Source organism: Nitrospiria bacterium (genome assembly GCA_035498035.1).
In the GTDB taxonomy this organism is placed as follows: domain Bacteria; phylum Nitrospirota; class Nitrospiria; order JACQBZ01; family JACQBZ01; genus JACQBZ01.
Genome location: DATKAN010000024.1, coordinates 1 through 20,312, shown reverse-complemented (window position 1 = coordinate 20,312; position 20,312 = coordinate 1). Strand labels below are relative to the sequence as shown.

At 61.2% G+C, this 20,312-nt stretch carries 17 protein-coding genes; 13 read left to right on the top strand and 4 right to left on the bottom strand.

Annotation, left to right across the window (positions count from 1 at the left end):
* The 7 genes from VMN77_04345 to VMN77_04315 form a co-directional block, all read left to right on the top strand.
* On the top strand, nt 1–4,248 hold a 4,248-nt coding region (locus tag VMN77_04345; protein HTN43009.1), incomplete at its 5' end, for a DEAD/DEAH box helicase.
* A 422-nt stretch (nt 4,249–4,670) separates the two neighbouring features.
* A complete protein-coding gene (locus tag VMN77_04340) occupies nt 4,671–5,126 on the top strand; it encodes a nuclear transport factor 2 family protein (protein HTN43008.1) in 456 nt (151 codons plus the stop codon).
* 104 nt (nt 5,127–5,230) lie between these two features.
* Nucleotides 5,231–5,971, top strand: a complete 741-nt coding sequence (locus VMN77_04335; GenBank protein ID HTN43007.1) for a TerC family protein — start codon at nt 5,231–5,233, stop codon at nt 5,969–5,971.
* A 180-nt stretch (nt 5,972–6,151) separates the two neighbouring features.
* Nucleotides 6,152–6,385: a DUF2630 family protein gene (locus VMN77_04330; protein HTN43006.1), complete on the top strand. Its 234-nt coding sequence runs from the start codon at nt 6,152–6,154 to the stop codon at nt 6,383–6,385.
* Between the two features lie 47 nt (nt 6,386–6,432).
* Complete coding sequence (locus VMN77_04325) at nt 6,433–7,026, top strand: hypothetical protein (GenBank protein HTN43005.1); 594 nt, start codon at nt 6,433–6,435, stop codon at nt 7,024–7,026.
* Nucleotides 7,027–7,096: 70 nt separating this feature from the next.
* Nucleotides 7,097–8,389 (top strand): NAD(P)-binding domain-containing protein, encoded by a 1,293-nt coding sequence (locus tag VMN77_04320; protein HTN43004.1) that lies wholly within the window; start codon nt 7,097–7,099, stop codon nt 8,387–8,389.
* Nucleotides 8,390–8,511: 122 nt separating this feature from the next.
* Nucleotides 8,512–9,879, top strand: a complete 1,368-nt coding sequence (locus VMN77_04315; GenBank protein HTN43003.1) for a DUF3422 family protein — start codon at nt 8,512–8,514, stop codon at nt 9,877–9,879.
* Between the two features lies 1 nt (nt 9,880).
* Here the strand turns inward: VMN77_04315 and VMN77_04310 are convergent, their stop codons facing one another.
* From VMN77_04310 to VMN77_04300, 3 genes are all read right to left on the bottom strand, one after another.
* Nucleotides 9,881–10,393: a thioesterase family protein gene (locus tag VMN77_04310; GenBank protein ID HTN43002.1), complete on the bottom strand. Its 513-nt coding sequence runs from the start codon at nt 10,391–10,393 to the stop codon at nt 9,881–9,883.
* Nucleotides 10,394–10,406: 13 nt separating this feature from the next.
* Entirely contained in the window at nt 10,407–11,543 is a 1,137-nt protein-coding gene (locus tag VMN77_04305) for a hypothetical protein (protein ID HTN43001.1), read from the bottom strand.
* A gap of 86 nt (nt 11,544–11,629) precedes the next feature.
* The gene (locus VMN77_04300; protein HTN43000.1) at nt 11,630–12,544 is read right to left on the bottom strand and encodes an isoaspartyl peptidase/L-asparaginase family protein; all 915 of its coding nucleotides are present in this window, start codon (nt 12,542–12,544) and stop codon (nt 11,630–11,632) included.
* Nucleotides 12,545–12,705: 161 nt separating this feature from the next.
* Here VMN77_04300 and VMN77_04295 point away from each other — a divergent pair, with 161 nt between their 5' ends.
* The 6 genes from VMN77_04295 to VMN77_04270 all read left to right on the top strand — a co-directional run bounded on the left by VMN77_04295 (nt 12,706) and on the right by VMN77_04270 (nt 19,490).
* Nucleotides 12,706–13,665 carry an MBL fold metallo-hydrolase gene (locus VMN77_04295; GenBank protein HTN42999.1) on the top strand — a complete coding sequence of 320 codons (960 nt, stop codon included), beginning with the start codon at nt 12,706–12,708 and terminating at the stop codon, nt 13,663–13,665.
* A 79-nt stretch (nt 13,666–13,744) separates the two neighbouring features.
* The gene (locus tag VMN77_04290) at nt 13,745–14,563 is read left to right on the top strand and encodes an ATP-binding cassette domain-containing protein (protein HTN42998.1); all 819 of its coding nucleotides are present in this window, start codon (nt 13,745–13,747) and stop codon (nt 14,561–14,563) included.
* Nucleotides 14,523–15,344, top strand: coding sequence for an ABC transporter permease (locus VMN77_04285; GenBank protein ID HTN42997.1), 822 nt, complete (start codon nt 14,523–14,525; stop codon nt 15,342–15,344). Before VMN77_04290 ends, VMN77_04285 begins: the two co-directional genes overlap by 41 nt.
* Nucleotides 15,345–15,351: 7 nt before the next feature.
* Nucleotides 15,352–16,104 carry a ComF family protein gene (locus tag VMN77_04280; protein HTN42996.1) on the top strand — a complete coding sequence of 251 codons (753 nt, stop codon included), beginning with the start codon at nt 15,352–15,354 and terminating at the stop codon, nt 16,102–16,104.
* A gap of 41 nt (nt 16,105–16,145) precedes the next feature.
* Nucleotides 16,146–16,619 carry a tRNA (N6-threonylcarbamoyladenosine(37)-N6)-methyltransferase TrmO gene (tsaA, locus tag VMN77_04275; GenBank protein ID HTN42995.1) on the top strand — a complete coding sequence of 158 codons (474 nt, stop codon included), beginning with the start codon at nt 16,146–16,148 and terminating at the stop codon, nt 16,617–16,619.
* An 18-nt stretch (nt 16,620–16,637) separates the two neighbouring features.
* Nucleotides 16,638–19,490 (top strand): spermidine synthase, encoded by a 2,853-nt coding sequence (locus VMN77_04270; GenBank protein ID HTN42994.1) that lies wholly within the window; start codon nt 16,638–16,640, stop codon nt 19,488–19,490.
* A 25-nt stretch (nt 19,491–19,515) separates the two neighbouring features.
* Here the strand turns inward: VMN77_04270 and VMN77_04265 are convergent.
* A partial coding sequence (locus VMN77_04265) for a carbon starvation CstA 5TM domain-containing protein (GenBank protein HTN42993.1) occupies nt 19,516–20,312 on the bottom strand: 797 nt, incomplete at its 5' end.

Here is a 20,312-nt window from a genome sequence, read left to right as displayed (position 1 = left end):
TCGATCGTGGAAGGCCGCGACACGCTGATCGCCGCTCCCACCGGCTCGGGTAAAACGCTGGCCGCCTTTCTGGCAAGCCTCGACCGGCTGATCCGGGTCGGAATCTCGGGAGGTCTCACCGACCGGACCCATGTTGTCTATGTCTCCCCGTTAAAAGCCCTCAGCAATGACGTTCAGCGAAACTTGCAAGTGCCGTTGGCCGAGATTCGCGGACTCGCCCATGACGAAGGAATCCCGCTTCCCGAGATCCGCGTCCTGGTTCGGACGGGCGACACGCCCGCTTCGGAGCGACAGGCAATGACCCGCCGACCGCCGCATATCCTGGTCACGACACCCGAATCGTTTTATTTGCTGCTAACGGCCGAGAAGAGCCGCAAAATGCTCCGGTCGGTCGATACCGTGATCGTGGATGAAATCCATGCCGTCGCGCGCGACAAGCGGGGCTCGCATCTGGCCCTGTCCCTCGAGCGGCTGGAGCATCTTTGCGAGCGGCGGCCGGTCCGGATCGGGCTTTCGGCGACGCAGCGGCCGATCGAGGAGATGGCTCGGTTTCTGGTCGGGACCAAGCGTACGGTTGAGAACGGCCAACCGGACTGTTCAATCGTAGACGTCGGGCATCTGCGCAAACTGGACCTTGCTATCGAGACCCCGAAAACGCCGCTTTCGGCCGTCTGCTCCAACGAGCAATGGATAGAAGTTTATGAGCGGGTGGCCGAATGGATCGGGCAGCACCGGAGCACGCTGATTTTTGTCAATACGCGACGTCTCGCCGAACGGGTGACCCACCAGCTGTCCGAGCTTCTCGGCGAGAACGCGGTCGCCTCGCATCACGGAAGCCTCTCGAAGAAGATCCGGCTTGCGGCCGAGGCGCGTCTGAAGGCCGGCGAGCTGAAGGCCGTCGTGGCGACGGCATCGCTCGAGCTCGGGATCGACATCGGCTTCATCGATCTCGTGGTCCAGATCGGGAGTCCCCGGGCGATCGCGACGTTTCTCCAGCGGATCGGCCGGTCGGGCCACGCCTTGGGCGTGATTCCAAAAGGCCGGCTGATGGCGCTGACGCGGGACGAGCTTCTGGAATGCGGGGCTTTGATCCGGGCGGTGCGGGCCGGGCGGCTGGACCGGATCGAGATTCCCAAGGCGCCGCTCGATATCCTGGCCCAGCAGATCGTGGCGGCCGCATCCGGTGAAGATTGGAGCGGGGATAAATTGTTCGACCTCGTACGCGGGGCTTTTCCCTATCGTGAGCTGGCCCGGACCGACTTCGACGCGGTGGTCGAAATGTTGTCCGAGGGATTCGCTTCGGGGATCGGACGTTCGGGCGCCTATCTCTATCGCGACGCGGTTCATCGCCGGATCAAGGCCCGGCGCGGGGCGCGTCTGACCGCGCTCACCTCCGGGGGGGCGATCCCGGAACGGGCCGATTACAAAGTCGTCTCCGAGCCGGAGCATGTCACGGTGGGTTCGGTGGACGAGGACTTCGCGGTCGAAAGCATGAGCGGAGACGTTTTTCTCCTCGGAAACACTTCTTGGCGGATCCGGCACGTCCGTGCCGGCGAGGTGGTCGTGTCCGACGCTCACGGCGCCGCGCCGACGATCCCTTTCTGGCGGGGCGAAGCGCCTTCCCGGACGGTCGAACTTTCCCAGGAGGTCTCGGCGCTTCGCGAAGCGATCGAACACCGGCTGGACGATCCCACAAAGGCGGTCCAATGGCTCACGACCGAATGCGCGATGGGCGAGACCAACGCGAGGGAGGCGGTCGAATATCTTTCGGCACAGAAGGCGGCGGTCGGGATGATCCCGACGCAGAGCCATCTCCTGATCGAACGCTTCTTCGACGAGTCGGGCGGGATGGAGCTCGTAATCCATTCGCCCTTCGGCGGGCGGATCAACCGCGCGCTGGGACTGACGCTCCGAAAGCGTTTCTGCCGGCGGTTCGATTTCGAGCTCCAGGCCTCCGCGGACGACAACGGCGTCGTGTTGTCGCTCGGGCCGCAGCAGAGCTTTCCGCTCGATGAAATTCCCCGCATGGTCCCGCCGGAGCAGACTCCCCATCTTCTCACGCAGGCCGTATTGCCGACGCCGTTTTTCACGGTCCGGTGGCGATGGAACGCGACGCGCGCACTGGCGGTGCTTAGGCATCGGGGCGGCAAGAAGGTCCCCCCGCCGCTTCAGCGCTTTCGCGCGGACGATCTGCTCACGGCGGTCTTCCCGGCCCTCACGGCCTGCCCCGAAAACAACATGACGGGTCCGGACATCCCGATCCCGGATCATCCCCTCGTCCGCCAGACGATGGACGACGCGCTTCACGAAGCGATGGATCTCGACGGACTGGTCCGCTTGCTGGGCGAGATTCAGGCGGGGAAGATTCGCGTGACGACGATGGACGTACGCGAGCCGACGCCCTTCTCCTATTCGCTTTTGAACGCGCAGCCCTACGCCTTCCTGGATGACGCGCCGCTGGAGGAACGCCGTGCCCGGGCCGTGGCGACGCGCCGGACTCTCTCGATCGAATCGGTGCGCGACCTCGGAAGGCTCGATCCCGAGGCGGTCGAAAAAGTCCGGAAGGAGGCCTGGCCGCTTGTACGCGACGCGGACGAGCTGCATGACACCTTGTTGACGATCGGGCTCCTCCCCGAGGAAGAGGGAAGGTCCTGGGGGAAATGGTTCTCCGAGTTGATCGACTCCGGGCGTGCGACGCGCGCGGTGGATGCGGACGGGAAAGTTTTCTGGGTTGCGGCGGAACGCTGGCCGGTGGTTTCGGCATCGCGGTCGGGTTTCACGGCCAACCCGATCCTCACGATTCCGACCGGAATCCGAACGGACTGGACCGCGTCCGAAGCCTGGGTTCAGCTTGTTCGCGGGCGGATGGAGGTCGTCGGTCCCACGACACTCGAACGGCTGGCGCAGGATCTCGGTCTTCCGGATCATGTCATCGAATCATCGCTTGGTGCGCTTGAAGCGGAGGGATATGTCTTAAGGGGACATTTTGATCCGGACGTCCCGGACATACAATGGTGCGCCCGGCGACTGCTGGCCCGTATTCATCGTCTGACGCTCGACAGTCTGCGTCGTCAGATGGAGCCGGTTACCCCGGAGGAGCTGATCCGGTTTCTGCTCGGCTGGAGTCATCTGGCTCCGGAAAAGCAGGTGTACGGGCGCGACGGTCTTTTCACCGTGATTGAGAAGCTCCAGGGCTTTGAGATCCCGGCGGTTCTGTGGGAGCAGTCGATCCTTCCGGCACGCGTCGCCGAATATAATCCGAAATGGCTCGATGACCTTTGTTTGTCGGGCGACGTGGTCTGGGGCAGGGTTCGCACCCGGGCGTCGCGCGATGCCACGAAGATTCTCCCGATCACGTTGATGCTCCGGGAGGATATGGACGGCCTGAGATCGGATGAAAATTTACCGGATGATCCGGGATCGGATGCGAAGCAGGTTCTCTCAACCTTGCAGAGCCGCGGCGCGCTTTTCATCAACGAGATCGTCTCTGCGACCCGTCTTCTTCCGACACAAGTTCAGGATGCGCTCTGGGAGCTGGTCGCGGCCGGGCGGGTGAGCGGGGATGGCTTCGGCGCGATCCGTTCTTTGACCTCGCCGATGCGCGACCGAGCGCAGCGTATGAGGCGCCATATCCAAAGACGTGGGATAAAACCCTTCGGAATGACCTCTCAAAGTGGTAGATGGTGGGAGATACATCCATCGGAACAGCTAAATTCACATGATAATGTGGGTGAGCATGGCAAATCGCCCCTGGAACAATGGGCCTGGCAATTATTGGCACGTTATGGCGTCTTTTTCCGCGATCTTCTGGCGCGCGAGGACGCCGCGCCGTCCTGGCAGGAGCTTCTGCCGATCTATCGTCGCATGGAATCGCGAGGCGAGATCCGCGGCGGGCGCTTCATCACCGGTGTCGGCGGCGAGCAGTTTGCCTTGCCGGAGGTGGTGGATTTGTTACGTGAGAACCGTCGCGTGCCATCCGATGTAGGGGCGACGCATGCGTCGCCCGTACCAATTATTATTTCGGCCGCCGATCCGATGAACCTCGTCGGCATCCTGACCCCCGGCGCCAAAGTCCCCGCCATCGCTTCCAACGCCGTCGCGTATCTCGGCGGCCGTTACGTGGGCCGCCGCGTTGCGGGTGAAGTCTGGGTAGATCCGCAACTGGATCACGAGACGGCACGCAGAATAGAACGCGCCCTCCATTCCGGCCGGTTGCATTTCAATACGGCATATTCGTCCGAGGGATGACGCTCGGTTGACTCGGTTAGGGAAGAGGAGTATAAAGCAAAATATATTTTTTTCTCTAAAGGACATTCCTTGTTGAAGTGGATTTTACAGAAAAGAACTTTCTTGAGTTGGGTTGTAGGAACAGTTCTCGTCATAGTCCTAGCTGCACAAGCCATTTCTGATTTAGTCGCTCGTAACTTTCTGGGCGGGACGAATTTCTACGGACAACCCATTGATCCAATCCTGCAAATCCTCACCATACTTATCATTCTTATTGTCGGTGGTGTGGGGCTTTGGATGAGACTCAAAAATAGGAGGGATTAGGGTCAACGGAAACGTAATAAATAATGATACGGGGGGGCCACAATAAATCTTCCGCGACCTCGCGGCGCACGGGGTTGGGTTTTTGGACTTATGGGTCATCGAACGAGTCGGAGGAAGTCATGGCTGATCCGATTGAAATTCTGCTCAACAAAGACCAAATCATCGGAGTCATCAACGATCTGTTTGTCGGAACCGATGACCGGGACTGGACGAAGGTCAAACGATGCTTTTCGGATAAAGTCCTGTTCGACATGACCTCGCTGACGGGCGGGTCGCCCGCGACGATGACGCCCCAGCAGATCGTGGACGCATGGGATCAGGGCCTGAAGCCTCTGAAGGCCATTCATCATCAAGCCGGAAATTATTCCGTGGCCGTCCAGGGCCATGAAGCGACGGCGCACTGTTACGGAATCGCCTATCACTTTCTTCCGAACAAAACGAACCGGAACACGCGAACCTTCGTCGGAAGCTATGACTTTCATCTAACGAACCTTGACCAAAATTGGCGAATCGATCATTTCAAATTCAACTTGAAGTTCATCGACGGCAATCCGAATCTGGAAGCCGACCGCTGAAGGTCAATCCGAAATAAACCGGTTTGAGCCTCCACGCCATAGCAGAGGCCCGCGAAAAAACGAGCAGGCGGAGAGGATACGCCCAACAGGAAGGAGTGAGCGACGTGGACTGGATAACGGATCCCGAGATATGGATTGGGCTTGCGACGCTGACGGCGCTTGAAATCGTTCTGGGAATCGACAATATCGTCTTCATCTCGATCCTCGTCGGTAAACTTCCCGCGCGACGACAACGAGAGGCGAGAATCCTCGGGCTCGCTCTGGCGATGTTGATGCGGATCCTGCTCCTCTTCACGCTGGTCTGGCTCATGCGGCTCACCTCGCCGCTGTTTTCCGTGTTGACCCAAAGCGTCTCCGGACGCGATTTGATCCTGATCGCCGGCGGGTTGTTCCTGATTTGGAAGAGCACCATGGAGATCCATGAAAATCTTGAGGGTCCGGAAAGAAACGCTTCGGTCAAAGTCAAAGCCGCCTTTGCCACCGTGATCGTTCAGATCATTCTGATCGATCTCGTGTTTTCTCTGGACTCCGTCATCACGGCCATCGGGATGTCCGGCCGGTTGGGTGTGATGGTGGCCGCGATCGTCCTGGCCGTGATCGTCATGATGATGCTCTCGGAGGCCATCAGCCGGTTTGTGCACCGACACCCCACGGTGCGGATGTTGGCGTTGAGCTTTCTGATACTGATCGGCGTGGCGTTGATCGGGGACGGACTGGAGATGCACATTCCCAAAGGGTACATCTACTTCGCCATGGCCTTTTCGGTGATCGTGGAGATGCTGAACCTCCGGATGCGACCGCGCGGGGGGGCTCCCGTTGCGCTTCGCCGGCGCTACAACGATTAGGCGGGCGTGGCGGCCTGCGGGCTCCATTGCCCCGTCTATATTGTGGCGGGTCTCTTGCGGCTGTTCGGAATCTTGATTTCCTCCGTCGTTTTGAGATAATAACATTTTGGCTGACCGCAAAGGTTCATCATTAGGCCCGGGTCTTGGGAGCTGGCATCCAATTAAACAAGGAGGGCATCGATGGAAGACGTTAAAGTGCTTCACCATATCCGGAAACTGATCGCCGCGGAAGAAGCGCTCTATCGGAATAACGATCTGAGTGAAAAGGACAAGCAACGCTTGCGTCATTTGGAGGTCGAATTGGACCAATGCTGGGATCTGCTCCGGCAGCGCCGCGCACTGCGCGACGTGGGAAAAAATCCCGATAACGCCGCGGTGCGTCCGCCGAATATCGTCGAAAATTATGAGGAATGAATCGGGCGACCCATCGGATGTGGCTGCGGAACCGGGGAGGTTCATCCATGATGTTTTTGATTCGGAAGCGGCTGTCTGTCGCCTTCTCCATTTGTTGGATGGCCGTCCTGGCCGGCTGTTATCCGGCGACCATTTATAAACCGGTGGCCGCCGGCGCGACGTCTCCAAGCGCGGCGTGCGCCGGTCTGGAGGGCTATCTGTTTGTAAACCGCGGCGGCCTGCGCTTAGCGTTCCATGCTACCGATGAATCGGGAAAATTCTTTGTTTACATCTCCGCCGGAAAACCGATGTCTCCGGTCCAGGGAAATTTGGCTTCGCCCATCAAAACGAACCTTTCGGAATTTGTCCTTTTGGACCAGAACTCCTTGGAGCGGTTCAAACCCATCGCGTATGATCGGCTTCAATACCGCGGAACCGTTTTCGTTCGGACGGAGGTCTTTCCCGTCGATCCGGCGTTCACCTTCGAGGGCCGGTCCACTAACGTACGCATCGGCTTTCCCGGCGAGGTCGCGGAACGGAACCACCTGTTCCTGCTGGCTCCGAAATTTATCATCGGTGGAATATCCGTCCCCATTCCGGACATTGAATTCATCAAAACGACCGAGGTTCGAAGCCCCGCCCTTGACTGCGATATGGAATGAAATTTGCGTTATAATATAAACCGGGCCGTATCCAACGCACGGCGGCCGACTCCCGGGAGGTGAATCGAGCTTGACGCTCTATTTGATCGCTCTTTTTGGCACAATTGTTGTGATCTGGGTCCTCCAATCCCATTTTCAGAAGAAGCGGGACATAAAAAATATTCAACGCCTCCGGGCGACGATCGCGGAGGGCTTGACGGAACCGGCATCGTTGCATCCGGTCATCGACACCGACCTCTGCATCGGGTCCGGCGCCTGCGTGTCGGCCTGCCCGGAAGGGGATGTCCTGGGCCTGATCAAAGGCAAGTCCGCACTGATCAATCCCACCCACTGCATCGGCCACGGGGCCTGCCAGGCCGCCTGCCCGGTCAACGCCATCACGCTCGTATTCGGGACCGAAAGAAGAGGCGTCGATATTCCCTACGTCCGTCCCACGTTTGAGACCAACGTTCCGGGAATATTCATCGCGGGCGAGCTCGGCGGGATGGGCCTGATTCGAAACGCCGTCGAGCAGGGCCGCCAGGCGATCGAGGCGATCCGAAAACTCAAACCCAACGGAACCCCCCTGGATGTGGTGATCGTCGGGGCGGGACCCGCCGGGTTTTCGGCCTCCCTGGCCTCGCTTCAGCACAAATTGCGTTATGTGACGATCGAACAGGAGACGCTGGGCGGCCGGGTGGCCCACTTTCCGCGCGGAAAAATCGTGATGACCCAGCCGGCCAAGCTTCCCATCGTGGGGCCGATGAAATTCCGCGAGATCGGCAAGGACAGCCTTCTGGATTTCATGCGTGATGTGGAAAAGAAAACGGGAATCCGGATTTGCTACAACGAGCGGATGGAGGATATCCAGAGAACGAGCGGGGGTTTTGTCGTCAAATCCTCGCGGGGCCGCTACGAAACCCGGTCGGTTCTGTTGGCCGTGGGCCGCGGCGGGACGCCGCGGAAACTGGAGGTCGCCGGCGAGGACCTTCCCAAGGTGGTTTATCGGCTGATCGATTCCGAGCAATACCGTCATAGACGCGTCCTGGTGGTGGGCGGCGGCGACGCGGCGTTGGAAGCAGCCTGCAGCATCGCCGGAGAGCCGGGAACGACCGTGGCGCTTTCCTATCGAGGGGAGGCTTTTTCCAGGGCCAAGGATAAGAATCGGCAGATGGTGAAGGAGGCGGAAGCCCGAGGGCGACTGCGGGTGCTCCTGAACTCCAATGTCACCGAGATTCAAGCGGAGAAGGCGGTCCTGGAACGACAGGGAGAGCGCATCGAGCTTCCCAACGACGCCGTCCTCGTCTGCGCGGGCGGCGTCCTGCCGACCGAGTTTTTAAAGAAAATCGGGGTCCAGGTCGAAACAAAATTCGGCACGAAATAGATCATCGATAAATCTCTCCCGAGGTCCGGGTTTAACGCGTCCAATTTCATGAGAATCGTTGCACACCATCCCCTCCGGATGCTATAAGAAAGCTCAGCGCGATCTTAAAACGGAGGAAACCCGTGGAGAATCTTAATCCGCCGGAGGAAAAGGACGTCCTTCACCGACTGCACGAACGGCCCAAGAAATACCTGGAGGAATGGCTGGACTTCCCGGCCCATATCCATCATTCCTCCTACCGGATGGCCAACCCGCCCGTTGAGCGGCCCCAAAGCCGGATGGAATTCCTCCGGTTGCTCCAGGGCCTTCGGATTCCGGAAACCCATGTCTCGGTGGCCGAAAAGTTCGGGTACGGCGTTCGGGTGGACGCGAACGGCGATCGGCTTGTGATCGTCTGGGAGGCGCACACCGAATATTACAGCCACCAGGTCTGGCACATTCCGGACGACAGGACGCAGCTTTTGGAATTCGGGCCGCTGACATTTCCCGGTTATCGCTTTCCGATCCGGCCGTTGGGGACGCCGGTCAACGCGCTGGATATCGTGATTTCCCCGGAGCGGGCGGTGCCGCCCGACCTGATCCGGGATGTGCTGCCCGGGCCGCACATTTACGGCAGCCGGGTTTTCGGCGAGGAGATCGCGGTCGTCACGAGCTTTACGCCCGACGACTCGGACCGGGAACGGTACCTGGTCTATTCCGGCAAGCCGGAGACGCTGCTCCGTCATCTGGCCAAGGTCATAGACGGCGTGGTGACGATCGAGAACTACTACCATCTGCTCCTGCTTCCGTTTCCGGAATTCACGAGGGCCGTCGACCGGATTCACGAACTGGAGCAGCATGAACTGGCGCAACGCGGCCGGATTGCCGAGCAGCTGGGCACCTCGGAATCCAAGGGCCTCCAGGAATGGGTGAACCAGTTGACGGTCGATTTCATGGAGGTCAGCCGGTTCGCGGAGTCGATGCGGTACCGACTTTCCGCCTCGGTTCCGTACAACACAATCGTTCATGCCGCTGTTCGGACCTTTCAGGAGCGGTCCCTGCCGCCTTTCCTGCCCCTATCGGATTATATCCTGGGCGGGATTTCCGGAATCGCCGACGGCTACCAGCAACTGATGAAGCGGATCGAAGCGATCGAGTCGGATTTCCAGAGCACCATTTCCGTGATCCGGACGCGGGTCAACCTCATCCAGCAGGAACAGACTTTGGTTTTGGAGGATCAAAACCTTAGGCTGCTCGCCCGCGTCGACAAGACGACCAAAAGCCAGGCGATGCTCCAGCATACCGTGGAAGGTCTTTCGGTGATCGTGATCGCCTACTATCTTTCCGGGCTGGCGGGCTACCTATTCAAGGCGCTTGAGGAGTTCGGCTGGATCAAGAACGCCGTCGCCTGGTCGGGGCTGTTTGTTCCGGTCTCCCTAGTTCTCTCGCTGACGCTGATGTTGGCGGGACGGCGCTTGATCCGAAAACGCATGGCCTCGAAAGACGAGTAGTTCAACCGCCCTTCTCGGACTCCTGCCAGAGGCGGATGGAAGGCGGTATTTCGGGGGATGCCGCGCGGAGGTTCATGGCCTCCAGCACCGCGGCCGTCGGGATATTGCCGGAGCGGCCGCGGAGCAGGCCTTTTACGAGGCCGACGGCGACCAGTTCATTCTGCCGCACGAAACGCTGTTCGATGAAGAACCATTTGTTATCCCAGCAGAGAATCCGGCTTTTCAATCGGTAACGCTGAAATGGATTGAGCGACTGCCGGAAACGAATCGTCGCCGAGCCGACGAGCGGCGACCATTTCCGTTTCAGGGCCAGTCTTCCCAACCCCGTCCGGAGCATCAGATCGACCCGCCCCAGATCCATGATCGTGAGGTAGCGGCCGTTGTTCATATGGAGATTGATGTCCAGGTCGGTCGGCCAGACGCGAAAGTCCAGGACCGATTCGTCGAGCGGGTTCAATCTCCGGCGGAAGAAAACGGTGAATAGAACGAGGAGAGAACGAAACCAGAGATTCATCGGATCCGTCCGTTCACTCGACGGCGATCGAACTGAACGATCCGACGTCCCCTGTGCTGTCCACGGTCGTTACGACCCACCCGCCGGTGTCATTCGTGGCGTACTTGAGAACCTTGTTGGTCCCATCATAATAGCTAATGTGGGCGTTGCCCGAGGTATCGAGGGCGAGGGAAGAATACCGTCCAACGTCTCCCTGACTGTCCACGGTCGCCGGAACCCAGCTGCCGGAGCTGTTGGTGGCGTATTTGAGGTCCCCGTTGGTCGCGTCATAATAGCTGATGTGGGCGTTGCCCAAGGAATCGAGCGCGAGGGAGGTGTACCATCCGACATCCCCATTCGATGGGCTGTCGACGGTCGTGAAGGACCAGGTTCCCGAGGCGTTGGTGGCGTACTTGAGGGCCTTGTTGCTTCCATCGTAATAGCTGATGCGGGCCTTGCCCGAGGCGTCGAGCGCGAGGGAGGAATACTTTCCATTGCCCGGGCTGTCCACCGTTGTTAGGGTCCAGTTTCCCGGGACGGTGCAGTTACTTGCGCAGGTGGCGTACTCGAGATTTCCGAGTTCCAGACTATAATAGCTGATATGGACTTTACCCGAGTCATCGAGCGCGATGGAGGAATACTGGCCCACATCGCCCGCGCTGTCCACGGTCGCCGGGACCCAGCTGCCGGAGCTGTTGGTGGCGTATTTGAGGTCCCCGTTGGTCGCGTCATAATAGCTGATGTGGGCGTTGCCCAAGGCGTCTACGGCGATGGAGGTGTACCAACCGACATCCCCATTTGATAGGCTGTCGACGGTCATGAAGGACCAGGAGCCAAAGGGGTTCGTGACGAACTTGAGAGTTCCGTTCCCCAGATCATGGTAGCTGATGTAGCCCTGGTTGGACGGGTCCAGCGCGATGGAGGAATAGCTGCCAACCTCCGGCGAGCCGTCCGGGGTTTGGATGTCCCAGATCCCCGAAGCGTTTGTGGCGTACTTCAGGTTTCCCTTGTCCGCATCAAAGTAGCTGATTTGCACCGGATGCTCGGGCGGGGTCGGCGACGAAGTGTTTTCCGACGTTTTGCCGCAGCCGGACAGGATTCCTAGGCAGAGCGTCAGGCCCAACAGCCCTCCTTCGCGGAACCGCTTTAATATGGAAACGGGTCGCTTCATGGTACGGTCCACTCCGGTTCGGTTTCAATATGATCATACCATGTCCGCCCCGGTCCTGTCCCGCATTTCGGAAATAAGCCCCGTCCTTACCGGACCCGCACGAACCGCGCCGCGACGACCGGCCGCCGCCGGTCCGAGGCGTAACCGCCGCACATGAACGGGGAGGTATGAAGCAGCGCGAAAGCGCCCGTTCGGGCCAGCACCAGCGCCCCGGCCTCTCCGCGAATCCGACGTAAAAGACGTCTCAGGGCCTTTTGCGCGGCCTGCTTGGGCGAGCATCCGTCGATGAGATGCTCGCAGATCTCCTTGGCCAATCCCGCGCGGATAATTGTTTCCCCCCGCCCGGTCATCGACACGGCCCCCGATTCATTGTCGGCATAGGTTCCGGCGCCGATCAACGGTGTGTCGCCGACACGCCCGGGCAGCATCGCCGGGACCCCTCCGGTGGATGCGCCCGCCGCGAGCGTTCCGTATTCGTCGAGGGCGACGGCGCCGACGGTTTCGCGCCGGCGGATCTCATTAAAGAGCCGGACCGATTCGCTTCCGCCCTTCAAGGTTTTTTTAAGGACCCGGAGGGATCGATCCGTCGCCGAGCCGCCGGTCCCCAGCCTGAAATGGCGCGCCAGCCGGGCGGCGCCCTCTCCCGCGATCAGGACGTGGGGGGTCCGTTCCATTACAAGGCGGGCCCCGCGAATCGGGTTTCGAACGTTTTCGACCCCGGCCACGGCCCCGGCCTTCAGCCCGCGCCCTTCCATGATGGAGGCGTCCATCCGGCCGCGGCCGTCGAGTTGAAGCAGGGATCCCAGCCCGGCATTGAAGCGGCCGCTGTCTTCCAAAATACGGATGGCGGCCTCCACGGCGTCCAGGCCGGCCCCGCCCTCATTCAGAAGGGACAGCCCGGCCTCCAGCGCGGCCTCCAGGACGCGGAGCTCGGCCTTTCCGGCCGCTCTCGGCCCGGCCCCGCCGTGAACGAGGATGACGACACGGTTCGGATTTTTCACAACGACAATCTACAGGAGAGCGAAAAATTTCGCAAGGGTCGGCCCACGTCCCGATGGTGTCCGCGGCGGCCGAAGGCGGACAGAAGTTCGTTGCAATCGTTTCCCGTTCTGATTATAATCGGATTCGACCCCTCGCTGACGGAAAGGATCGCGGACGAAGCATGATCGAGCTCAACCACGGAATGCGGATCATCGGCACGGAGCTGTGGCTGGATTCGACGAAGGCGAGGCCGCTCGGTTTCATTTCCCATGCCCACGGCGATCACACCGCCAAGCACGAGCGGATCATCGCGACCCCGGCCACCTGGTCGCTCTGCCGCCGACGGTTGGGCGTCAAACCTCACGCGATCCCGCTCGACTTTCGGACGCCGCATTCGATGGACGGCTTCACGATCGAACTCCTTCCCTCCGGCCACATCCTGGGCGCGGCCCAGATCGTGATCCAAAACGGCCGGCGGATCGTCTACACCGGGGATTTCAAGCTCAAACCCAACCGGACGGCCGACCCGGCCGAGGTTCCGTCCTGCGACATTCTCATCATGGAATGCACCTTCGGAAAACCGCAGTACGTCTTTCCTCCGACGGAGGAGGTGGAACGGCGACTGATCGAGTTTGTCGAGACGGCGTTTGAGGACCGGAAGATCCCCGTCCTCCTCGCCTACGCGATGGGCAAGAGCCAGGAGGTTTTGAAATTTCTGGGCGATCGGGGGTACACGGTCTGTCTGGCCAAACCGACAGTCGAGGTCGTCAAGGTCTACGAAAGCTGCGGCGTCGTATTCAGGAACTACGAGCGGTTTTCGAACGACAACCTCCATGGAAAGGTCGTCCTGCTGCCGCCCTATCTCGCCCGGACGCGCCTGGTCGAGAGGATTCCCAAACGCCGGACGGCGGTGCTGACCGGCTGGGCCATGGACCGCGAGGCTGCGTCGCGCTACGGAGCGGACGTCGCGATCCCGATGTCGGATCACGCCGATTTTGAAGAGCTCAACGAGTACGTCGATCGGGCCCGTCCGTCCAGGATCTTTACCGTCCACGGCGCGCCGGACTTCGCCCGCCACCTGCGACGCCGCGGCTTTCACGCCGAGCACCTCGCCCCCGGGACGCAGCTGGAGTTGTGGTGAACGGGGAGACGGGTTCCGGATTCGAAGGCCGGCGGCCCGAGGCGCCGGGAGGTCCCGGCACGGGCGAGTGTGCATCGTGATGCCGGAGCCGGAATCGGGACGCGAATTCGCGATCGAGACCCGCCGGCTGACCCGGACGTTCGGTCCGGTCTCCGCGGTCACGGGCGTCGACCTCCGCGTCCGCTACGGAATCATCTTCGGACTGCTCGGCCCCAACGGCGCCGGGAAAAGCACGATGATCAAGATGCTGACGACGCTGCTGCGCCCGACGTCGGGCTCGGCCACCGTCGCCGGTTTCGACATCGTCCGCTCTTCGACCGAGATCCGGAAGAAAATAGGCTACGTGCCCCAGATGCTGTCGGCCGACGGCGGCCTGACAGGGGTTGAGAACCTGTCGCTTTCCGCCAAACTCTACGGCATGGGCGCGGCCGAACGGGTCGAGCGAATCCGGGACGCGCTGGAATTCATGGGCCTCGTCGAGGTGGGACACAAACTCGTCAAGACGTATTCCGGCGGGATGATCCGCCGTCTGGAGCTCGCCCAGGCGATGCTGCATCGTCCCGCCGTCCTCTTTCTGGACGAGCCGACGATCGGACTCGATCCGATGGCGCGTCGGACGGTGTGGGATCGGCTGCAGGCGTTGCGGAAACAATTCGGAATGACCGCCCTGATCACGACGCACGACATGGAGGAGGCGGATCATCTCTGCGACGAGCTGGCCATTCTTCATCGGGGAGAGATCGCCGTGATCGGGACGCCCGCAAGCCTCAAGGCCGACGTGGCGCCCGACGCCACGCTCGACGACGTCTTCGCCCAGACCTGCGGCGGCACGATTCAGGAAGGGGGAACCTATCGCGATGTTCAGCAGACCCGAAGAACGGCCCGCCGGCTGGGCTGAGCGTCGGCCCGCGCTGAAGTTTGCCGGCGACAGCGCCGCCGTCGCCGAGGCCGAGTTGAGAAAGATCTTTCGGGATCCGACCGAGCTTTTCTCACGGGCGGTCCAGCCCGTCCTCTGGCTGGTGGTCTTCGGACAGGTGTTCAGCCAGATCCGCGGCATTCCCACGGGCGACGTCAGCTATCTCGCGTTCATGACGCCGGGGATCCTGGCGCAGAGCGTGTTGTTCAGCGCCATCTTTTATGGAATCAATGTGATCTGGGAGCGGGATCTGGGGGTCGTTCACAAACTCCTCGTCACGCCCAGCAGCCGCGGCGCGCTGGTGCTCGGAAAAGCGGTCTCGGCGGGGCTTCGAGGGGTCGTCCAGGCCGCCATCATTTACCTGGTGGCCCTGGCGCTCCGGATCGGGATACGGTGGGAGTTCCTCGCGGTGGCCGGCGTCCTGTGCGGCGTGGTCCTGGGCTCGGCGATCTTTTCAACCTTTTCGCTCATCATCGCCTGCGTGGTGAAAACCCGCGAGCGCTTCATGGGAATCGGGCAGGTCCTCACCATGCCGCTGTTCTTCGCCAGCAATGCGATCTACCCCCTGGAGATGATGCCGGATTGGCTGAAACGCATCGCCGCCGTCAACCCGCTCACCTTTCTGGTCGATGTCCTCCGGGGACTCATGATCCAGGGAGGACACAGCGCGCACAGTTTGGCGGCGGATTTCGGGGTGATGGGCGGCGTCTTTCTTTTGATGATCTTGATCGCGGCCCGACTTTATCCCACACTCGCGTGGTGAGCCAAGTATGAAAACGGCCCTCAAAGACATCGGCCGCCGCTTCGTGCTGGATCTGATCCTTCCGACGCGGTGCCGAACCTGCCGACGCTATTTCAGCGAGGAGGCGAACCCCTGTTTCTGCCGGGACTGCTGGGCCACGGTCTCCCGGATCGACGGCCCCTGCTGCCCCCGTTGCGGGAAGCCGTTCGCGTCCGAGGCGGCGCTCTCGCACAGCCCGGGCCACCTCTGCGGAGACTGCCGCGAGCGATCGCCGCACTTCGATCATGCCGTCTCCGCCGGATGGTATGAAGGCGTGCTGGCCGAGGCGATCCATCTCGTCAAGTATCGCGGCAAGACCCTTCTGACGCGGCCCCTGGGGAGGCTCCTCCTCCGCGCGATGGAGCGGCTTCCCGAGACGGACGGACTGGTGCCGGTCCCGCTCCATCCTTCCCGCCTTCGCGAGCGGGGTTTCAACCAGGCCCTTCTCTTGTGCGATTCCATCGGGTCCGGGTCGGGCGTGCCGGTGCTTCCCGACGCGCTGGAACGGATTCGCGTGACCCCGCCGCAGATCGGGCTTTCCCATCAAGACCGCCGCCGGAACGTTCGTCGGGCCTTTGTCCCGAAGCGTCCCGAGCAGATCGAGGGACGGCGGATCGTTCTGGTCGACGACGTTTACACCACCGGAGCGACCCTCAACGAATGCGCGCGAATCTTGAAGGGGGCCGGGGCGGAAATGGTTTGCGTATTGACCGTGGCGCGCACACCCGGTGGGGTCGGATAACATGACCCGCGGGGGACCATCGTGACAGACAAGGCCATGCCGTGATACGAGCGGGATATGCGGATCGTCATCCGCGGCGAAAGCAAATTATTTTTCATTCCATCGGCGTCGTTCGCTCACCGCACCGCGAGCCCGAGAACCGGGATTGGGATAAGGTCGTATCCGAAATTCATATCGACCGAAAGTGGGCGAAGGGGCTGAAGGGGCTCGAAGACTTCTCGCACCTCATCGTCCTGTTTCACCTCTCCCGCGCTCAAGGGGTGAATCTTCTTGTCCATCCCAAGCGCCGCCCGGACCTGCCGCTCGTGGGGATGTTCTCGACGCGGACCCCGCACCGGCCGAACCCGATCGCGATGACGATCTGCCGTTTATTGAAGCGGCGCGGAACCCGTCTCACCGTCAAGGGCCTGGACGCCATCGACGGCACGCCCGTGATCGACCTCAAACCGTACATTCCGGACAACGACCTTGTCCGCCGCGCCCGCGTGGCCTCGTGGGTTTATATGTTAAGATAATAGCAATCCGAGATTCTATTGAGCGGTTTTCTGTACACCATCTCATTTATCTCCGGCGCCTCGGCCCTCGTTTTTGAGACGCTCTGGTTTCGCCAGGCCGGGCTTGCGCTCGGGAACAGCGTTTGGGCCTCGAGCCTCGTCCTTTCCGCCTTCATGGGCGGGCTGGCATTCGGCAATGCGGTGGCGGCACGGTATGGGGGCCGCTCCGCCGACCCCGCCCGTCTCTATGCCGTCGCCGAAGTGGTCATCGCGCTGACGGGGGTGGGGCTCGTCTACCTGCTTCCGGCTTTCGGAGCGGCGCTCGTGCCCTGGCTTCGCCCCTTGATGGAGCACGTTTGGATCCTGAATTTCCTCCGGCTCCTTACCGCCTTCATCTTTCTTCTGATTCCCTCCACGGCCATGGGGGTGACCCTCCCCTTGCTCACCAAGGCCCTGATCGGCTTTGACCCCAATTTCGGCTCCGTTCTCGGCCGACTCTACGGTTGGAATACGCTCGGGGCCGTTTTGGGGGCGATCGTACCGGAAATGTATCTTCTGAGGTATCTGGGCGTACGGGAAATGGCCCTCGTGGCCGGCCTGCTCAATCTGTCCGCGGCGGCGGGGGCGGTGTGGCTCTCGACGCGAATTCGGGGGCCGGCCGCCTCCGTTGAGACGACGAATCCGTCCCGCATTTCGGGAGGCTCGCGCCGGCGCTGGCTGGTCGCGGCGTTTCTTTCGGGGTTCTGTCTTTTGGCCCTGGAGGTCGTCTGGTTCCGCTTCCTTCTGTTTTTCATCCGGGGCCATTCCGTATCATTCGCGTTGATGCTGGGCGTGGTGCTGGGCGGGATTGCGGTCGGTGGACTGATCGCCTCGCGGTGGCTGCGCCTTCGGCGGGAGGCCTACCGCCACGCCGCCTCCGTGGCCTTCGCGGCCGGCCTCGTGGTCATGACGGAATACGCCAATTTTTTTCTGGGGGTCCGGGATCTCTCCGGCGCCATCGTCGAGCCGGCCGAGATTCTATGGATCGGCACCCTGCTGATGTTCCTGCCGTCGTTGCTGTCGGGGATTTTTTTCGTGTTGGCCGGGGCGGCGCTTCGGACGATCTTGTCTTCTGAGACCGGGGCCGCCGGGCTCCTGACCCTCTCGAATACCGCCGGGGCCGCCTTGGGGTCGTTGGTGGCCGGTTTTCTGCTTCTTCCGTTCCTGGGGATCGAAAAATCCTTTTTCCTGACGTCGCTGCTCTACGGAGCCGTGGGCGCCGTGCTGTTCGTGGAATCCCCGCCCCCGCGGCGGGCCGCGATGGCGATGGCCGCCTCGCTGCTCATCGGATTTTCCTTCTTTCCTTTCGGGTCAATGAAGAGCCGTTATCTATCGATTACGATCGGTTGGCATCTGCGCCCGGGCGAGGGAAGGGTGACCGCCATCCGGGAGGGACTGCTCGAGACGGTTGTTTATCTGGAGCATCGATGGCTGGACCGTCCGCTGTATTACCGTATGCTGACCAATTCCTACTCGATGTCCGGCACGGCCTATCCGTCCCGCCGATACATGAAGCTGTTTGTCTACTGGCCGGTCGCGGTGCATCCGAATCCCCGGCATGCGCTCCTGATCAGCTACGGGGTCGGAAATACCGCCAAGGCGTTGACCGACACGAAAAGCATCGAGACCATCGATGTGGTCGATATCTCCCGGGATATCCTGGAGATGAACACCTATGCCTATCCGAGCGAGGCGGAGCAGCCTCTCCGTGACCCCCGGGTCCGGGTTCATGTGGAAGACGGGCGGTTTTTTCTCCGAACCACCGATCAACGGTTCGATCTGATCACCGGCGAGCCGCCGCCGCCCGGGGTGAGGGGGGTGGTCAATCTCTACAGTCGGGAATATTTCGGGTTTCTTCGAGCGCGGCTGGCCGAAGGGGGGATCGTCACGTATTGGTTCCCGCTTCACTCGCTGAGCGACGTGTCCGCCAAGTCGGTCATCCGCGCTTTCTGCGACGTGTTCGAGGACTGTTCGCTCTGGAACGGCGCGGGTTCCGATCTGATGCTGGCGGGGACACGAAACGCCCGCGGACCGGTTTCGGAGGAAATTTTTCTGCGGCAGTGGCGAAACCCGGACCTGGCCCCGGAACTGGCGGCGCTCGGTTTCGAGCGTCCGGAGCAGCTCGGCGCGCTATTCATCGGGGACGCGGAATACCTTCGCGGCCTGACCCAGGACAGTCGGCCCGTCACGGACAACTTTCCGAAACGGATCACCGCGCCGATCCGATCCGTGGAGGAGAAAGACCGCATGTTCCGAAGCCTGACCGACGCGACCGCCTCGCGGGAGCGCTTCCGGCGAAGCGATCTGATTCGAATGCTGTGGCCCGAACCGATTCTTCGCGCCTCGCTGCCCTACTTCAAGGTTCAGGGGATTCTCAACGAGCTGTTATACTCCGAAAGAATGAACTCGGATAACGCCATTGGAGACGTGAATTTCCTCCTCACCCAAACGCCTTTACGCGCACTGCCGTTGTGGCTGATGGGCAGTTCGCCGGATGTTCAGCGGGTCGTGGAGGACCTGGACGAGGCCCAACGGTCGCGGCCGGAGGTCCAGTTTCATCTGGGGATTCGGCAATTGTCGGAACGCAACTATGCCGCCGCCGCGGAGTCGCTGGGCCGGGCCGAAGAGTCTCCCGGGCTCCAACAGGAGGCCTTTCGCTACCGGGTCTACGCGATGTGCATGTCCGGTGAACGGGGTCGGGCGCAGAAGCTCCTGGCCTCCATTTTCAAACGGGAGGAAGAGCGGCTTCACAAATTGGACGTCACGCAGCCGGACCGGATTCAACTCCCTCCGTTCTGGTTGTGGATTAAGAACAATTTCGGGGTGGATGGCACGACGGGATTAATCCATTGAGGGCGGCGGTTTTCCCGATCGGCCCTCACACGGGGCGCGGGGGGACTTCAGAGAATTCCTCCGCAACCACTTCGGTCGTGGTGTAGGGTTTTTTCTGGACGAGATAGCCGTACCATTTGATCGCGGAATCGGTCAGGATGAGCACGGCCAGCGCGGCGACAATGCCGACCAGGATCGCATCGAGACGGAAACTGAAGACCTGGGAAGCGTCGGCGGCCTGTCCGGCCTGGGCCAGGTAGAGGAAGAACAAGCGATAGCTGGCGGTCAGGGTGACGATTCCGACGAAGGCCATCGGCAGGGCCGTCACCCAGATGTATTTCGCCTTCCCCATCTTGATCAGCACCGTCGTCCCGACGCACAGCGCCAGCGTTCCCAGCAACTGGTTCGCCGCCCCGAACATCGGCCAAATCGTGCCGATCGTCCCGGTGGAAATGAGATAGCCCCACGCGAAAACGACAGCGGCGCTTGAAAAAACGACTCCCGGCCACCAGTTCAGGTTCTTAAGCGGAGCGAAGGCCTGTCCACCCATTTCCTGGATCAAATACCGCGCCACGCGCGTTCCCGCATCGATCGTGGTCAGGATGAACAGGGCTTCGAATAACAGAGCAAACTGATACCAGTAAGCCATCAGCGCCTTCATTCCCGGAAGCGAAGAAAAGATCGAGGCCATTCCGACGGCGAGCGAGACCGCGCCTCCGGGCCGCCCCGCCACGTCCACTTCGACCAGCTGAGAGAGTTCCTGGAGATGCGCGACGGGGAATCCCAGGGCCGCGAGCGCATCGGCCGAGAGCTTTGTGTTGATCGCGAAGTAGTCGCCCGGAA

Coding starts and splice junctions, on each gene's coding strand:
- VMN77_04340 (HTN43008.1), top strand. CDS start 4,671: ATGGCTGATCCGATTGAAATTCTGCTCAACAAAGACCAAATCATCGGA.
- VMN77_04330 (HTN43006.1), top strand. CDS start 6,152: ATGGAAGACGTTAAAGTGCTTCACCATATCCGGAAACTGATCGCCGCG.
- VMN77_04325 (HTN43005.1), top strand. CDS start 6,433: ATGATGTTTTTGATTCGGAAGCGGCTGTCTGTCGCCTTCTCCATTTGT.
- VMN77_04310 (HTN43002.1), bottom strand. CDS start 10,393: ATGAATCTCTGGTTTCGTTCTCTCCTCGTTCTATTCACCGTTTTCTTC.
- VMN77_04305 (HTN43001.1), bottom strand. CDS start 11,543: ATGAAGCGACCCGTTTCCATATTAAAGCGGTTCCGCGAAGGAGGGCTG.
- VMN77_04295 (HTN42999.1), top strand. CDS start 12,706: ATGATCGAGCTCAACCACGGAATGCGGATCATCGGCACGGAGCTGTGG.
- VMN77_04290 (HTN42998.1), top strand. CDS start 13,745: ATGCCGGAGCCGGAATCGGGACGCGAATTCGCGATCGAGACCCGCCGG.
- VMN77_04285 (HTN42997.1), top strand. CDS start 14,523: ATGTTCAGCAGACCCGAAGAACGGCCCGCCGGCTGGGCTGAGCGTCGG.
- VMN77_04280 (HTN42996.1), top strand. CDS start 15,352: ATGAAAACGGCCCTCAAAGACATCGGCCGCCGCTTCGTGCTGGATCTG.